Origin of the sequence: Streptomyces chilikensis, assembly GCF_001642695.1 — a bacterium.
Classification (GTDB): domain Bacteria; phylum Actinomycetota; class Actinomycetes; order Streptomycetales; family Streptomycetaceae; genus Streptomyces; species Streptomyces chilikensis.
The window spans coordinates 1-15014 of record NZ_LWCC02000055.1 but is presented as its reverse complement, the minus strand read 5'-3'; the positions used below and the strand labels follow the sequence as shown (position 1 = coordinate 15014).

Genomic DNA, 15014 nt, shown 5'->3' with positions numbered 1-15014 from the left:
CGATCCGGAAGGAACACCCATCATGTCCCAGCCCACCACCGGCCCCGCACGGGTGTGCTCCCACTGCGACGGCTTCCCCGCGGTTCGCGTCACCCTCGGCGGGCGCGACCACGCCGGACGCCTGCGCACCATCACCGTCCACTGCCCCGTCTGCCACGGCACCGGCACCCGGGCCGCCCACCGCTCCTTCACCCGGCACGCCCAGGTGGCCGCGTGAGTGACACCGCCACCGCGGCGGGCCTGGACCCGGCCACCCTGGACGACGTCCTCCGGGTGGCCGGGTCCCCCAGCTTCGACCGCTGGAAGGACCAGGTGCACCGCACCGGCGGCTGCGCCGACCCCATCCACCTCACCGGCTGGACCCTCGCCAAGGACCGCACCAGCGGCGAGACCCTGCGCCGCTACTCCACCGACACCGAACCGGGCGGGCGCCTCCGCGTCGCCTGCGGAAACCGCCGCGCCTCCCGCTGCCCCGCCTGCGCCCACACCTACGCGGGCGACACCTACCACCTCATCCGCGCCGGCCTCGCCGGAGACGAGACCAAGGACATCCCCGCCACCGTCCGCGACCACCCCCGGGTCTTCGCCACCTTCACCGCTCCCTCATTCGGCCCGGTCCACAACCGGCCGGACCGCGGCGTCTGCCGCTGCGGCGACCACCACCAGGAGGACGATCCCGTCCTGGGCACCGCCCTTGACCCGGGCACGTACGACTACGCGGGCACGGTCCTGTTCAACAACCACGCGGGCCAGCTCTGGCAGCGCTTCACCACCCGCCTGCGCCGTGAACTCGCCGCCCGCGCCGGCCTCACCCAACGTGCCCTGAAAGACGTCCTGCGGGTCTCGTACGGCAAGGTCGCCGAATTCCAGAAGCGCGGTGCGATCCACTTCCACGCCGTGATCCGCCTCGACGGACCGGGCGGCCCGGACAGTGCCCCGCCGTCGTGGGCCAGCGTGCAGCTGCTCGACGACTCCATCCGGGCCGCCGCCGCCCACGCCTACACCTCGATCACCGTCCCGGCCGCCGGGGACCAGCCCCGCCGGCGCTTCCAGTGGGGCCGCCAGCTCGACATCCGCCCCATCCACGCCTTCGGCGACGGATCCGACATCACGGAACAGGCCGTCGCCTCGTACGTCGCCAAGTACGCCACCAAGGCCGCCGAGTCGACCGGCAGCCTCGACCGCCGCATCGGCAACCGGGAAGTCCTCGACGTCCTGGACGTGCCCGAGCACCCGCGCCGCCTCATCGAAGCCTGCCTCGACCTGGCCCCGCTCTACCCGGACCGCAAGCTCACCGCGTGGGCGCACATGCTCGGCTTCCGCGGCCACTTCTCGACCAAGTCCCGCCGCTACTCCACCACCCTCGGCGCGCTCCGCCAGATCCGCGCCGACTACCGGGCCGCCCAGGAGCACGACGCATTCGGCGACCCGGACACCGTGCTCGTCCTCGCCTCCTGGAACTACGCCGGGCACGGCCACACCCCGGGCGAATCCGCCCTCGCGGCCACCATCGCCCGCGGCATCCAACTCAACCGCCGAACCGCCCGCGAAGCCCTGCGCGACCAACTCGCCCTGGAAGGAGCCGCAGCATGACCACCGCGACCGCCGAACTGCTGACCGTGCCGGAGGTCATGGCCCGGCTCAAGCTCGGACGCTCCACGGTCTACGACCTGATCCGCTCGCGCCGCCTCACGTCCATCACCATCGGCCGTTCCCGCCGTGTGCCGGCGGACGCCCTCCGGGACTTCATCGCCCGCGAGATCGAGGAGGCCGCCTGATGGCCCAGCAGCGCAAGCGCAACCCCAACGGCGCGGGAACCATCACCAAGCGCAAGGACGGCCGCTATCAGGCCGCCGTGTACGTCCTCCAGCCCGACGGCACCCGCGCCCGCAAGTTCGCCTACGGCAAGACCTGGGCCGAGTGTGACGGCAAGCGCCGGGAGCTGCTCGACAAGGTGGACCAGGGCGTGCCCGTGCCCACCCGGTCGGCCAAGCTCGCCGAGTGGCTGCCGTACTGGCTGGACAACGTCATCAGGCCCCGGCGGAAGCTCAGCACGTACGACAAGTACGAGGCGCACGTCCGGCTCTACCTGGTGCCGATGCTCGGTGCGAAGCGGCTCGAATCCCTCGGCGTCGCCGACGTGCGCCGCTTTCTCGTCCGCCTCGAGGAGAAGACCACCGCGGCGACGGCAAAGGAAGCACACCGCGTGCTGCGTTCGGCGCTGTCCACGGCATGCCGCGAGGAGCTGATCGCGCGGAACGTCGCCAAGCTCGTCGAACCTCCCCGCACCGACAACCGTGAACTGAAGCCCTGGAGCCTGGACGAAACGCTCGACTTCCTGGCCGCCTCGCGCAAGGACCCGCTGTACGCGGCCTTCGTGCTCGCCATCGCCATGGGGCTCCGCCGGGGAGAGATCGTGGGTCTGCGCTGGTCGGACCTCGACCTCGACGGCCGCGTGCTCTACGTCCGCCAGCAGACGCAGCGGCGCCGGGGCGTGCTGTACGACGACGACCCCAAAAGCCGCCGTCGTCGGGCCGTCCCGCTGCCCGCGCTCTGCATCGCGCCGCTGCGCTGGCACCGCATGAGGCAGGTGGCGGCGCGGACGGAAGCGGGGGAGACCTGGCAGGAGTCGGACCACGTCTTCACCACCCGGACCGGGCGCCCGGTCGAGCCGCGGAACGTCTACCGGTCCTTCACCCGCGTCGCCCGGTCCGCCGGCCTCCGGGTGATCCGGCTGCACGATGCACGGCACGGCACGGCGACGCTCCTCACGGCGGCCGGGGTCGCGCCCCGGGTGGTGATGGAGATCCTGGGGCACTCACAGATCAGCATCACCATGGACGTCTACACGCACGTCGTGCAGGACACGCAGCGGGAGGCCATGAGCCACATGGACCGGCTGCTCAGGAGGCGTCGCGGTCGTCAGTGACCGACACCGTTGATGTCAGACGTGGATGTCAAAGGCCCCGGACCATGATCGGTCCGGGGCCTTTGCGCTGGTGCCCCCGGCAGGATTCGAACCTGCGACACCCGCTTTAGGAGAGCGGTGCTCTATCCCCTGAGCTACGAAGGCGGGAGGCCTGGCCGGAACGGCCGGGCCACCGCGGTCAGTGTAGCGGGTGAGGGCTGATCCGTATGCGGTGCTGTGGCGGGCGGGCCTAGGCTCGTGGACATGGATGACGAGGTGCAGTGCGGGCAGTGCGGCGCGGTGGGCCTGGAGCCGGGGTTCGTGGAGGACTCCGGTGAGGCGTCGCAGGGGTTCGCGCGGTGGATCGCCGGGCCGTTGGAGCGGGGGATCTTCGGGGGCGCCAAGCGGATGGGGAGGACCCGGTGGGAGATCGAGGCCTACCGCTGCCCCCGGTGCGGGCATCTGGAGCTGTTCGCCAGGCGGGAGGTGTAGAGGGGCCCGGGCGGTCGGGTCTACGCCGCCCCGGCGATCGCCTTCCAGGGGAGGACGCGGTCGCACCAGCGGTCGAGCAGGACCGCGTCGTGGCCGACCGCGAGGAGGGCGGCGCCGGTCTCGGCGCGGTAGGCCTCGACGGCGGTGACCAGGGCCGCCGTGGTGGAGGCGTCGAGCATGGCGGTCATCTCGTCGCAGACCAGGATGCGCGGGCGCAGGACCAGCGCGCGGGCGAGGCAGGCGCGCTGGAGCTGTCCGTCGCTGACCTCGTGGGGGCGGCGGGTGAGGAGGTCGGGGGTGAGGCCGACCAGGGGGGTGAGTTCGGCGAGGCGGGCGGGGACCTCGGCGCGGCGGCCGGTGGCGCGCAGGGGTTCCGCGATCAGGTCGGTGAGGGTGAGGCGCGGGTCGGCGGCCAGACGGGGCTGCTGGAGGACGACGCCGAAGGCGGTGCGCTGCGCGCGGGGAGCGCGGTGACGCCAGCGGGTCACCGGGGTGCCGTCGAGCAGGAGGTGACCGGCCGACGGGCGGTGGAGCAGGGCGGCGACGCGCGCCAGGGTGGACTTGCCGCAGCCGCTGGGGCCGAGCAGCCCGACGGCCTCGCCCGCGGAGAGGGTGAGGGAGGCGTCGCGGACGACGGGGCGGTGCCGCTCGTATCCCGCGGTGATCCCCCGGAGCTCCAGCACGGTGGGGGCCGGGGCCGTCCCGCGGTCCTGGGCGGTGGGGGCGGGGGCGTCACGCATGGGTCGGCTCCACGGACTCGGGCTCGGGCTCGGGGTGTTCCGGGCGGTGGGGGTGGTGGCAGGCCACCAGGCCGGGGAGGGCGGTCGCCCGCGCGGACGCGCCTGTTCCCGGTGACGCGCCCGCCCGCGGCGGCACGGCCGGGGCGGGGGACGGGACCGGGGCAGGCGTCCGCCCCGCCCCCGGTACGCCGGCCCCGTCCGTGACGGCGCCCGGCGTCGGCACGGTCCCGCACGCGCGCGTGGCGTGCCCGCACCGCGCGGCGAACGCGCACCCGGGCGGCAGGTCGCTCAGCTCCGGCGGCAGGCCGGGGACGGGGATGAAGGCGCGGTCGGGGAGGGCGTCGAGGAGGCCGCGGCTGTAGGGGTGGCGGGGGCCGCGGGCGCCGAAGAAGTCGGCGGCGTCGCAGATCTCGACGATGCGGCCGGCGTACATCACGGCGACCCGGTCGGCGACGCGTGACGCCGCCGCGAGGTCGTGGGTGATCATCAGCATGCCGCGCCGCCCCGCGCCGTCGGCCGGCCCGGTGTCGACGTGGCGGCGGAGTTCGTCCACGGTGAGGTCGACGAGGTCGCGGTCGAGGCCGGTGGTGGGCTCGTCGGCGAGCAGCAGCGGGGCGTCGCCGGCCAGGGCGAGCGCGACGGCGGCGCGCTGCGCGAGCCCGCCGGAGAGCTCGTGCGGGTAGCGGTCCAGGTGGGAGGCGGGGAAGGCGGCCCGCTCGGCAGCGTCCGCGGCGGCGGTGCGCAGAGCCGCGCGCCCCCGCCACGGGCCCCGTGCCTCCTGCGGTCCACGCGGCCCCCGCAGCTCGGCGACGGTCTCCTCCAGCTGGGAGCGGACCGTGCGCACCGGCGTGAGGTGCGCGGCGGGACTCTGCGGCACCAGTCCGACCAGACGGCCCCTGACCCGGCGGGCCAGGGTGCGTTCGTCGGCGGCGAGCAGGTCGAGCCCGGGGGAGCCGAAGCCGGAGGGGGCGTGGCCGGAGGGGACGTGGCCGGTGGAACCGCGCCCGGGGAAGCCCGGGCCGGCGGAGCCGCGGCCAGGGAAGCCGCGCCCGGTGGAGCCCAGGCCGGCGGAGCCGCGGCCCGGGGCACCCGCGTCGCCGAGCACCGCGCCCCCGAGCACCGCGCTGCCCGCGGTCTGCGCGTTGCCCGGCAGGAGGCCGAGCAGGGCGGAGGCCAGCACCGACTTGCCGCAGCCGCTCTCGCCGACCAGGACGAGGCACTCCCCGGCCCGGACGTCGAACGAGACGTCGGTGACGGCGGAGACGACCCGGCCGCGCGGCAGCAGGAACCGCACGTGGAGCCCCCGGACGGAGAGGAGGACGTCGGAGGGAAGGGCGTCGGAGGGGAGGACGTCGGTCACAGCATCAGCTCCGATCGGCGGCGCGGGTCGATCCGGTCCCGCCAGGCGCCGGCCAGCCCGGCCACGGCGAGGGTGGGGACGATCAGGAACAGGCCCGGGAAGAGCGTCGGCCACCACTGCCCGGCGAGCAGCGAGCCGCGGGCGCCCTCGACGAGGTTGCCGAGGCTGGCCATGTGGGCGGGCAGTCCCAGGCCGAGGAAGGAGAGGGCGGACTCGTGCCACATGGCGTGCGGCACGGAGAGCACGGCGGCCAGCCCGGCCTGCGGGAGCACGGCGGGCACCAGGTGCCGTACCGCGATCCGCCACCGGGAGGCGCCGCCGGAGACCGCCGCGTCGACGAACGGCCTGCCGCGCAGCGACAGCACCTCGGCGCGCACGATGCGGGCCGTGGAGAGCCAGTGGGTGGCGGCGATCGACAGCAGCACGGGCCACACGCCCGGCCGGAAGAGGGCGACGACGAAGACGCCGAGCAGCAGGTGCGGCACCGAGGCCAGGGCATCGACGACCCGCATGGCGACCCGGTCCACCCATCCGCCGAGCGCGCCCGCGAGCGCCCCCACGGCGGTGCCGACGACGGCCGCGACGAGGGCGGCGGCCACGCCGATGAACAGCGAGACCCGCAGCCCGTGGACGCACCGCAGCAGCAGGTCGCGGCCCACGTCGTCGGTGCCGAACGGGTGCGCCCAGGAGGGCGGCCGGAGCTTGGCGGCGAGGTCGACGGCCTGCTGGTCGAGCTGGACCAGCGGCGGGACCAGCAGCACGGCGAGGACGACGGCGCCGGTCAGGGCGGCGGAGGTGCGCACCCGCAGGGTCCGCCACGACCGCTGCCGGGGGCCCCGTGACCGCCAGGCCACCGGTGCCGGCGCCTTCGCGTCCGGGTGCTCACATGTCACGGAGGTCCACCCTTGGATCGAACAGGCCGTACAGCAGGTCGGCGAGGAGGTTGCCGAGGAGGACGGCGACGGTGGCGAAGGCGGTCAGCGCGGCCAGCAGCTGGAAGTCCACGGCGGTGGCGGCCCGTACGGTGGCGTCGGCGATGCCGGGCCAGCTGAAGACGGTCTCCACCAGCAGCGCCCCGGTGATCAGTTCGGGCACCCGGGAGCCGATCAGGGTCAGCACCGGCAGCAGTCCGGACCGCAGGGCGTGCCGCAGCAGGACGGTGCGTTCGGCGAGGCCGCGGGCGCGGGCGCCGCGCACCGGGTCCTCGGCGAGGGCGTCGCCGACGCCCTGCCGGACGTAGAGCACGAACCAGGGCAGCTGCGAGACGGCCAGCACCCCGGCGGGCAGCACCAGGTGCTCGGCCACCTCGCCGAAGGAGACGTACGACGCCCCGCTGTCGGTCAGCCCGCCCGCCGGCAGTACGTCGAGGCGCAGCGCGAAGAGCCACACGGCGAGCAGCGCCAGCCAGAAGACCGGGGCGGCGGAGAGGGTGTACGCCAGCCCGGTGACCGTCCGGTCGAGCAGGCCGCCGGGGCGGCGGGCGGCGAGCACGCCGAGCAGCGTGCCCACCGACACGGCGACCGCGAAGGCCACCGCGCACAGCAGCGCCGACCAGACCGCGCGCTCGCCGATCACCTCGGCGACCGGCTGCCGCAGCACCGTGGAGTCGCCGAGGTCGCCGCCGAGGGCCGCGGTCAGCCAGTCCCACCAGCGCACCGCGAACGACTCGCCCACGCCCAGGTTGGCGGCGAGCCGGTCCAGGGTCTCCTGGTCGGCGGTGAGCGCCGCGTCGCCCGCGTAGCCGCGGACCGGGTCGAACGGGGAGGCGGCGGCCAGCGCGAACACGCCGAGGGTGACGGCCAGCAGCAGCGGCACCCCGGTGAGGATCCGGCGGGCCGCCAGCCGGGCCATGCCGGCCCAGGGCGGGCGCCGCCGGGTGGCCGTCGGGCCGGCGTCCGCCGTCGCGGCGGTCGTCGCCCCGGTCACCGTCCCGTTCACCGCTTCGGCCGCCAGTCCTCGAGGTTCCACCACGGACCGGCGGCGAAGCCGTGCTCGTGCGGCTCGACCTGGGTGGTCAGGCCGTCGGAACCGGCGGTCCTCCAGCGGTCGGCGAGGACGTACAGGTGGTCCAGGTGGGTGAGGAAGGTGTAGCCGGGGTTCTCGGCGAGTTCCTTCTGGAGCGTGTCGTAGGCGGCCTTGCGCTCCTCGGTGTCGCGGGTGCGGCGGGCGTCGTCCAGCGCCTCGTCGACGGCCGGGTTGTCGTAGTGCGGCATGTTGTTGAAGCCGTCGCCGGCCTCGGAGGAGTGCAGCAGGGGGTGGAGGCCGAAGTCGGGGTCGCCGACGTCGCCGAAGCCGGCCAGCACGGCGTCCTTCGCCATCCGCGGCTCGATGACCTCCCAGGTGCCGGACTCGACCTTCACCTCGACGCCGATCTTCTTCGCGTCACCGGCGTAGGCCAGGGCGAGGTCCTGGCGGACCTTGTCGCCGGCCGGGTAGTGGAGGGTGAACGCGGCGCGGCGGCCGTCCTTGGCGCGGATGCCGTCGGCGCCCTTCCGCCAGCCGGCCCGGTCGAGGATCCGGCGCGCGGCCGCGGGGTCGTGGGCGCGCTCGGTGCCCTCGGCGAACCACTCGTCGTCGACCGGCAGCGGGCCGTAGGCGGGGCGGCCGGCGCCGTCGAGGACCTTCTCCACCATCGTGTCGCGGTCCACCGCCAGGTCCAGGGCGCGGCGGACGTCGACGTCGCCGGTCACCGGGCCGTCGGTGGGCAGGCTGACGGCGCGGTAGTCGTACGAGGTGGCCCGGTGGGTCGTCAGGTCCGCCTCGTCCGCGAAGGTGGCGGCCAGGTCGGGCGGCAGGACCGCGCCGTCCAGGTCGCCGGAGCGCAGCCGGGTGGCGCGCACGTCGTCGTCGGGGACGATCGCCATGGTCACGTTCTTCACGGCCGGTTCGCCGCCCCAGTACCGGGGGTTGGCCTTGAGGACCAGCTTCTCGCCCTTCCGCCAGTCGGCCAGCACGTAGGGGCCGGTGCCGACCGGGCTGGTGTTGAAGGAGCCGGTGTTGGGGTCCTGCTTCCCGGCGGCGTGCCGCGGCACGACGGGCAGCACGGTGCGGGCGGCGAAGGGCGCGAAGGGGTACTTGAGGGTGAAGACGACCCGGTCGTCGCCCTCGGCGCGCACCCGGTCGACGGCGGCCAGCTCGCTGCGGTGGGGGTTGTTGGTCCTTTCGTCGAGGACGGTCTCGTAGGTGAAGACCACGTCGGCCGGCGTGAGGGGTTCGCCGTCGCTGAAGGTGACGCCGTCGCGGAGGGTGAAGGTGTAGGTGAGGCCGTCCTCCGAGACCTCGGGGAGGGCCTCGGCGAGGGCGGGCTCGAGGCCGAGGTCCGCGTCGCGGGTGAGGAGGCCGTCGAAGAGCTTGGAGTTGCCGTCCTTGCCGTAGCCGAGGAGCGGGCTGAGGGTGTCGGGCTCGGTGGCCACGCCCAGTACGACGGAGTCGGCCGGCGCGGCGGTCCGGGCGTCGCCGGCACCGGGGGCGGAGCAGGCGGCCGCGGTGAGCGCCGCGGCGGTGAGGGCGACGGCCTGACGTATTGCCCGGGGCATGGAGGAGTGCCTTCCGTGAGGAGCCCTTGATCCTGTGATCCTTGATCCTTGCAGCGATGATGCTATTGCATAGGGATCGCAATAAGGAGAGGGCCTCCGGGGGCGGGGTCCGCGTGGTCTCACTTCCGGGTGACGCGGAGGCGATACGTTTCGCCGGGTCCCTCGCCGAGGACGTGGACCCGCACGCCGTGCTCACGGTCGGCGAAGGTGTCGCCCGTGGTCAGGGTGGCGTCGGAGAGTTCGGCGTGGACGTTGGGGGAGTGGGTGCAGCCGCCGCTGTCGCGCCGGTGGTCGTGGACGGTGACCGGGCCCCGGCCGGTCTCGACGCCCGCCTCGACCCGGTAGACCAGGACGCCCGGCCGGCACACCAGCTCGTCGTTCCCCTCCTGGGTGCGGACCTCGACGGCGTAGGAGGTGTCCGCGTCCAGCGGCACCACCACCAGCTTGGGGCCGCCCGCCCGGGCCAGCGGCGTCAGCACGTGGTCGCTCACGGATCCGGCCCGCGCGGCGCAGGAGACCTGGCCGGAATCGAGCCAGCCGAGCTTCCACTTGTGCCAGCCGAGGAGGTCGTTGTTGGCGCCCCAGTCCTCGCTCATGATGTCCCAGTGGCCGGCCGCCCCGCCGCCGTCCTGGGTGTACAGGTCGGGCAGCCCGAAGACGTGCGCGTTCTCGTGGGGGAGGACCCGGTAGCCGGTGCGGTCGTAGGTGCCCGAGCCGTCGTCCTGGCGCGAGTAGACGAACGAGGCGTGCGAGACGGGCACCCCGTCGGCGACCGGGGCGTCGGAGTTGGCGGCGAAGGTCACGGACAGCACGGTGTCCAGCGCGGAAGGGCCGGCGTTCGGGGTGACCAGGACGTTCAGCAGGTCGTACCGGCTGAAGTCGACCTCCGGGTCGGCCTCCTCGACGATGTCCTCGACCAGTCCCCGGTACGCCGGGTCGAACGGCGCGCCGCGCTCTATCCCGTACTCCTCGAACTCCTTCGGCATCCGCAGCCACCGCCGCACCGGGGCGTCGGGCCGGTAGTCGAGCCGGCCGTAGGAGCTGGTGCGGAACCAGTCCTGGGTCTGCGGGAAGAACTCCCCGTACCGGTCCATCGGGTCGCCCTCACCGCGGGCGTCGGGGAAGTCGACCATCAGGTTCAGCGCCCGGACGGTGCCGGTGGCGGCGGAGTAGCCGGACGGGGTGGGCAGCCCTTCCGACATCTGGGAGCCCAGACCGCCGTTGATCATGCAGGGGGCCAGCCCCACGGCGGTCCGGGCCGGGGGTACGGGGCCCGCCGCGGTGGGGTCCTCGGCCTGCTCGTTCACCGCGGAGGTGCACACGGCCAGGCCCAGCGCGCACAGGGCGGCCAGGGAGGCGATCCGACGGGACCGGGACAGGCGTCCTGCCCGGTCCCCCGGTATGGAGCGGCGGTACGCGTCGCGGTGCGGCATGCTCGGCCTCCCACTCCACGCGGCCGGTCCGGCGACCGGCCGCACCCTTGCGCCCACCCTGTGCCGGGGCGGTGGCCGTCGCGCGCCGGGGGAGGCCGGTCGGGGGGTTTCGCGGCGGGGAGGTTTGAGCGGGGCGGAGCACGCACGAAGAGGCCGGGCCCGGACGTCCAAGGGGGGAAGGACGCCGGGACCCGGCCGGCGGGACCCGATGCCGGGGGGAGTGCATCGGGGCCCGGTTCTGGAGGGTCGGCCCAAAAGGTCGGCCCAGTTGTTGTGCCCGGCCTGCGGCGGGCTACGCCGCCCGCGAGGAGGCGTTTTCCGCCGTTATGCAGTGGCCGGAACGGTGGCGGTCGTCACGCGGCGGCGTCGAAGCCGGTGTCGCGCGCCAGCTTCTTCAGCTCCAGCAGAGCGTGCTTCTCGATCTGCCGGATCCGCTCGCGGGTCAGGCCGTGTTCCTTGCCCACCTCCGTCAGCGTACGCTCCCGGCCGTCCTCGATGCCGTAGCGCATCTTGATGATCGAGGCCGTGCGCTGGTCGAGGTGGTTGATCAGCTCGTCCAGCTCCTCACTGCGCAGGAGGGTCAGCACCGACTGCTCCGGCGAGACCGCGGAGGTGTCCTCGAGGAGGTCGCCGAACTGGGTCTCGCCCTCGTCGTCCACCGACATGTTCAGCGAGACCGGGTCGCGCGCCCAGTCCAGCACGTCGATGATCCGCTCCGGGGTGGCGCCCAGCTCCTGCGCGATCTCCGCGGGCTCCGGGTCACGCCCGTTCTCGCGGTTGAACTCGCGCTGCACGCGGCGGATCCGGCCCAGCTCCTCCACCAGGTGGACGGGGAGGCGGATGGTGCGCGACTGGTCGGCTATGGAACGGGTGATGGCCTGGCGGATCCACCACGTCGCGTACGTGGAGAACTTGAAGCCCTTGCGGTAGTCGAACTTCTCCACGGCGCGGACCAGGCCGGCGTTGCCCTCCTGGATCAGGTCGAGCAGCGGCAGTCCGCTGCGCGGGTAGCGGCGGGCGACCGCCACGACCAGACGCAGGTTGGACCTGATGAAGACGTCCTTGGCCCGCTCGCCCGCGTCGACCAGGGCCTCGAGCTCTTCACGGGTGACGTCCGCCTTGGTCTCCACCTCGCCGTCGAGGATCTGCTGGGCGTAGACGCCCGCCTCGATCGTCTCGGACAGCTCGACCTCCTTCGCGGCGTCGAGCAGCGGCGTACGCGCGATCTCGTCCAGGTACATGCCGACCAGGTCGCGGTCCGCGATCTCGCCGCCATGGGCGCGAACGCTGCGTGCCGCGTCGGACGTCCCGCCGGAGGTGGCGGACTTGCGACGGGCGACGGCACGGGTTGCCATGCGTGTGCTCCCTAACGATCGTGGGCGGGCGGTTTCCTATCCGTCGGACGCCGGCCTCCCGGGTGGCCGTCGGCCACCCCCGGCGGGCTCGGCGTGACGCTGAAGCGTGTGAGCCTCACTGTCACCGGGTGCCCGGCATCCGTGGGATACAACGACCGGAATCGGGACAGAATTCCCGCCGCACCCGTCTCTTCGGGTCCGCATGCAGTACCCTGCCCGCCCGCACGGCGGAGGCGAAGGAGCACCGTGGGTCAGGAAGCGCAGGTCAGGGCCGGTGTCGAGGAGGACCTCAAGGGCCTCACGGACCTCTACAACCACTACGTGTGTGAGACGCCTTACACCTTCGACACGGTCCCCTTCACCCCCGAGGAGAGACGCGACTGGTTCGCCGCCCATTCCCCGTGGGGCCCGCACCGGCTGATGGTGGCGGAGGAGGCGGGAACGGGGGCCCTGCTCGGATACGCCACCTCCGGCCGGCTCCGGCCCAAGCCCGCCTACCTCGGCTCGGTGGAGTGCACGGTGTACCTGGCGCCGGGCGCCACCGGGCGCGGGGTGGGCGGGAAGCTGTACCGGGCGCTGTTCGACGCGCTGGCGGACGAGGACGTGCACCGGGCCTACGCGGCCGTCGTCCCGCCCAACGACCCCTCCGTGCGGCTGCACCGGAGGTTCGGCTTCGAGCAGGTCGGGCTCTTCCGCGAGGTCGGGCGCAAGTTCGGCCGGTACTGGGACGTCGCCTGGTTCGAGAAGAGGCTCTGACCTCTCAGCCGAACTGCACGGACCGCTTGGCCAGGCCCATCCAGAAGCCCTCGATGGCGGAACGCTGGGTGTCCAGGTCGCCGGCGGCCTCGGCGGCGCCCATGGCGACGAAGAGCGGTGCGAAGTGCTCGGTGCGCGGGTGGGCGAGCTGCCCGGCGGGGGCGGCGTGCGCGAAGTCCAGCAGGGCGTCGACGTCGCCCGAGTCCAGGGCGCGGCGGCCCCAGTCGTCGAACTCCGCCGACCAGGCGGGCACGCCCGCGTGACGCAGCGCGGCCAGGTTGTGGGTGAAGAATCCGGAGCCGAGGATCAGCACGCCCTCGTCCCGCAGGGGGGCCAGGCGCCGGCCGATCTCCATCAGCCGCTGCGGATCCAGGGTGGGCATGGACACCTGGAGCACCGGCACGTCCGCATCCGGGTACATCTCGGCCAGGGGCACGTACGCGCCGTGATCCAGTCCGCGGTCCGGCACGTCCTGCACCGGGGTGCCGGGGGCGCGGAGCAGCTTGCGCACCGACTCGGCCAGCTCGGGGGCGCCGGGAGCCGCGTAACGGACCTGGTAGTAGCGCTCGGGAAAGCCCCAGAAGTCGTACACCAGGGGCACGGTGGCGGTCGCGGCGAGCGCCAGCGGGGCCTCCTCCCAGTGGGCGGAGACGACCAGGACGGCCTTCGGCCGGGGCAGCGAGGCCGACCACGCGGCCAGTTCGCCGGGCCAGACGGGGTCGTCGGCGAGCGGCGGCGCGCCGTGGCTCAGGTAGAGCGCGGGCATCCGGCCGCCGGTACGGGGATCGGATGAGGTGGTCATGGCGGCGGCTCCTCGTTACGTGAAAGCGCAACCATGAGCCTAATCCGATTTCGTTAAAGATTCAATAAAAGTGGGGTGCGCCCCACCGGGCGCCCGCAGGGCGCCCGCAGGGCGCCCACAGGGTCTCCGCAGGGCTTCCGCGGGGTCCCGGCGGTTCAGACCCGCCGTTCCATCGCGGCCCGGGCCGCCGCCTCCGTGGAGTAGACCTCGCACATGTGGCGTCCGTCCGGTGTCGCCGTGTGCTCGACCTCCCACAGGGAGGCCCGGCGCCCGTGCGGCAGCAGGAAGACGTGCTCGTAGAGGGAGAGGCACAGTCCGGTGCCGGTCCGGCACGGCGGTCCGAAGGCCTGGGCGATCTCGTGCGCGTACGCCGTCCGCAGCACCGCGGTGTCCTCCGGGCCGGGCCGGTCGAGGTTCTCCGCCCGGCGCAGGAGCCGGCGGAGGTGGTCCGCCGAGTCGGCCGGCGCGTACGGCGGACCGGCGTCCGTCATCGGGGGCAGCCGCACCGGGGGCAGCCGCAGGGCGTCCACCGGCTCCAGGTCCGGCTCGTCGGCCGGAAGGGGCAGCCGGGCCGTGGCGGCGGACAGCTCCTCCTGGCCGGCGTAGACCTCGTGGCGCACCAGACCGTCCGGCGCCGTGTTGTGGACCAGCTCCCACAGGGTCAGCACCGAGCCGTCGGTGAGCAGCCAGGTGTGCCGGTGGGTCTCCCGGTGCAGGCCCGAGCTGTGGTGCGCGGAGTGGAGCGAGCCGTCGTACGCCAGCGCGGAGTCCAGCCGGGTCAGGACCTCGTCGGGCAGCTCGAAGGAGTTCAGGGCGCGGCCGAGGAGCCGGTCCAGGTGCTCCTCCGGGTGCGCCGCCGTCTCGTACGGAACGCTCAAGGCTGCTCCCAGCGTCGCTGCTTGTCACCTTGCGGGTGCATACCGTAGCCCCTCGGTCGGACATCATGTCCGGGAACCGAGAAAACGTACGGTTGTTGAGACGCCCGCATCGTCCTCCAGGTTGCCTGTCGGCGGGGGCGTACGCCGGCCTTAGGCTGGACGGGTGCCCTCCTCCCACGACGACGCCACCCGCGACGACCGCGACGACGCCTCCTCGGCCGCGCCCGCCGCGCCTCGCACCCCGCGGGCCGCCCTGGTCTTCGACGATCCGCTGGACCAGCAGACCTCCGACGACACCGACCGCGGCTGGGGCGAGCGGCCGCGCGGTGAGGACGCCGCCGCCGACCTCCGCCGCTTCCTCGACGAGAAGCCGCCGCACCACCTCTGATCCCCTCACGGCCGGCTCCTGAGCGCCACCGAGAGCCGGTCCTCCGGCGCCGTGCCCAGCAACCGTACGGCGGTCCGGCGCGGCACGGAGAGCACCACGAGCGCTCCGCCCGCCGTGTCCTCCGCCGCCCCGGTGACCGCCCGGGCGACCCGGGCCTCCCGCGCCACCACCCGGGGACGGCCCCTGGGACCGGCGGCGACCACGTCGACCAGATCGCCCGCCCTCAGCAGCCCGGCGACGGCCGGATCCGCCAGCCGCACCGGCGCCGCCACGCGCGGCCCGGGCGGAGGTGGCACGCCGCCCGGCCGGCCCGCGGCACCGCCGTCGCCGGAGCCGCCCGGAGCGGCCGGAGCCGCCGGGAGCGCC

16 protein-coding genes, 1 tRNA gene and 1 pseudogene are annotated in these 15014 nt (G+C 74.1%); 7 read left to right on the top strand and 11 right to left on the bottom strand.

Annotated elements, in window-relative coordinates:
* The first annotated feature begins 22 nt into the window (after window positions 1-22).
* From A2U95_RS22010 to A2U95_RS21995, 4 genes are read left to right on the top strand one after another with little or no spacing between them, the layout of a single operon-like run.
* Window positions 23-217: a hypothetical protein gene (locus A2U95_RS22010; RefSeq protein WP_166025936.1), complete on the top strand. Its 195-nt coding sequence runs from the start codon at window positions 23-25 to the stop codon at window positions 215-217.
* A complete protein-coding gene (repSA, locus tag A2U95_RS22005; RefSeq protein WP_166025934.1) occupies window positions 214-1593 on the top strand; it encodes a replication initiator protein RepSA in 1380 nt (459 codons plus the stop codon). Before A2U95_RS22010 ends, repSA begins: the two co-directional genes overlap by 4 nt.
* The gene (locus A2U95_RS22000; RefSeq protein WP_166025932.1) at window positions 1590-1778 is read left to right on the top strand and encodes a helix-turn-helix domain-containing protein; all 189 of its coding nucleotides are present in this window, start codon (window positions 1590-1592) and stop codon (window positions 1776-1778) included. Before repSA ends, A2U95_RS22000 begins: the two co-directional genes overlap by 4 nt.
* Complete coding sequence (locus A2U95_RS21995; RefSeq protein WP_166025930.1) at window positions 1778-2929, top strand: tyrosine-type recombinase/integrase; 1152 nt, start codon at window positions 1778-1780, stop codon at window positions 2927-2929. Before A2U95_RS22000 ends, A2U95_RS21995 begins: the two co-directional genes overlap by 1 nt.
* Before the next feature lie 68 nt (window positions 2930-2997).
* On the opposite strand, the gene A2U95_RS21990 is transcribed toward A2U95_RS21995, so the two are convergent.
* A tRNA-Arg gene (locus A2U95_RS21990) sits at window positions 2998-3073 on the bottom strand.
* Between the two features lie 99 nt (window positions 3074-3172).
* Here A2U95_RS21990 and A2U95_RS21985 point away from each other — a divergent pair.
* A complete protein-coding gene (locus tag A2U95_RS21985; RefSeq protein ID WP_206283010.1) occupies window positions 3173-3400 on the top strand; it encodes a hypothetical protein in 228 nt (75 codons plus the stop codon).
* 20 nt (window positions 3401-3420) lie between these two features.
* On the opposite strand, the gene A2U95_RS21980 is transcribed toward A2U95_RS21985, so the two are convergent.
* The 7 genes from A2U95_RS21980 to A2U95_RS21950 form a co-directional block, all read right to left on the bottom strand.
* Window positions 3421-4083: an ABC transporter ATP-binding protein gene (locus tag A2U95_RS21980; RefSeq protein ID WP_166025987.1), complete on the bottom strand. Its 663-nt coding sequence runs from the start codon at window positions 4081-4083 to the stop codon at window positions 3421-3423.
* Window positions 4084-4132: 49 nt separating this feature from the next.
* Window positions 4133-5434, bottom strand: a complete 1302-nt coding sequence (locus A2U95_RS21975) for an ABC transporter ATP-binding protein (RefSeq protein ID WP_166025985.1) — start codon at window positions 5432-5434, stop codon at window positions 4133-4135.
* 62 nt (window positions 5435-5496) lie between these two features.
* The gene (locus tag A2U95_RS21970; protein ID WP_166025928.1) at window positions 5497-6393 is read right to left on the bottom strand and encodes an ABC transporter permease; all 897 of its coding nucleotides are present in this window, start codon (window positions 6391-6393) and stop codon (window positions 5497-5499) included.
* Window positions 6383-7351 (bottom strand): ABC transporter permease, encoded by a 969-nt coding sequence (locus A2U95_RS21965; protein WP_166025983.1) that lies wholly within the window; start codon window positions 7349-7351, stop codon window positions 6383-6385. The genes A2U95_RS21970 and A2U95_RS21965 overlap by 11 nt, the downstream gene beginning before the upstream one ends.
* 83 nt (window positions 7352-7434) lie before the next feature.
* Window positions 7435-9036: an ABC transporter substrate-binding protein gene (locus tag A2U95_RS21960; RefSeq protein WP_166025926.1), complete on the bottom strand. Its 1602-nt coding sequence runs from the start codon at window positions 9034-9036 to the stop codon at window positions 7435-7437.
* A 119-nt stretch (window positions 9037-9155) separates the two neighbouring features.
* On the bottom strand, window positions 9156-10469 hold the full coding sequence (locus A2U95_RS21955; RefSeq protein WP_166025924.1) for a M6 family metalloprotease domain-containing protein: 1314 nt from the start codon (window positions 10467-10469) through the stop codon (window positions 9156-9158).
* Between the two features lie 353 nt (window positions 10470-10822).
* Complete coding sequence (locus A2U95_RS21950; RefSeq protein ID WP_166025922.1) at window positions 10823-11824, bottom strand: sigma-70 family RNA polymerase sigma factor; 1002 nt, start codon at window positions 11822-11824, stop codon at window positions 10823-10825.
* A gap of 246 nt (window positions 11825-12070) precedes the next feature.
* Here A2U95_RS21950 and A2U95_RS21945 point away from each other — a divergent pair, with 246 nt between their 5' ends.
* Entirely contained in the window at window positions 12071-12580 is a 510-nt protein-coding gene (locus A2U95_RS21945; protein WP_166025919.1) for a GNAT family N-acetyltransferase, read from the top strand.
* Window positions 12581-12584: 4 nt separating this feature from the next.
* Here A2U95_RS21945 and A2U95_RS21940 read toward each other — a convergent pair whose 3' ends face one another.
* Both A2U95_RS21940 and A2U95_RS21935 read right to left on the bottom strand, forming a co-directional pair.
* Window positions 12585-13346, bottom strand: coding sequence for a dioxygenase family protein (locus A2U95_RS21940; RefSeq protein ID WP_166025981.1), 762 nt, complete (start codon window positions 13344-13346; stop codon window positions 12585-12587).
* 191 nt (window positions 13347-13537) lie between these two features.
* Window positions 13538-14260, bottom strand: coding sequence for a DUF6227 family protein (locus tag A2U95_RS21935; RefSeq protein WP_166025917.1), 723 nt, complete (start codon window positions 14258-14260; stop codon window positions 13538-13540).
* 163 nt (window positions 14261-14423) lie between these two features.
* On the opposite strand from A2U95_RS21935, the gene A2U95_RS21930 reads away from it, so the two are divergent.
* Window positions 14424-14648, top strand: a complete 225-nt coding sequence (locus A2U95_RS21930) for a hypothetical protein (RefSeq protein ID WP_166025913.1) — start codon at window positions 14424-14426, stop codon at window positions 14646-14648.
* A 5-nt stretch (window positions 14649-14653) separates the two neighbouring features.
* On the opposite strand, the pseudogene A2U95_RS21925 reads toward A2U95_RS21930, so the two are convergent.
* Window positions 14654-15014: pseudogene (locus A2U95_RS21925) on the bottom strand (hypothetical protein); the annotation flags it as partial.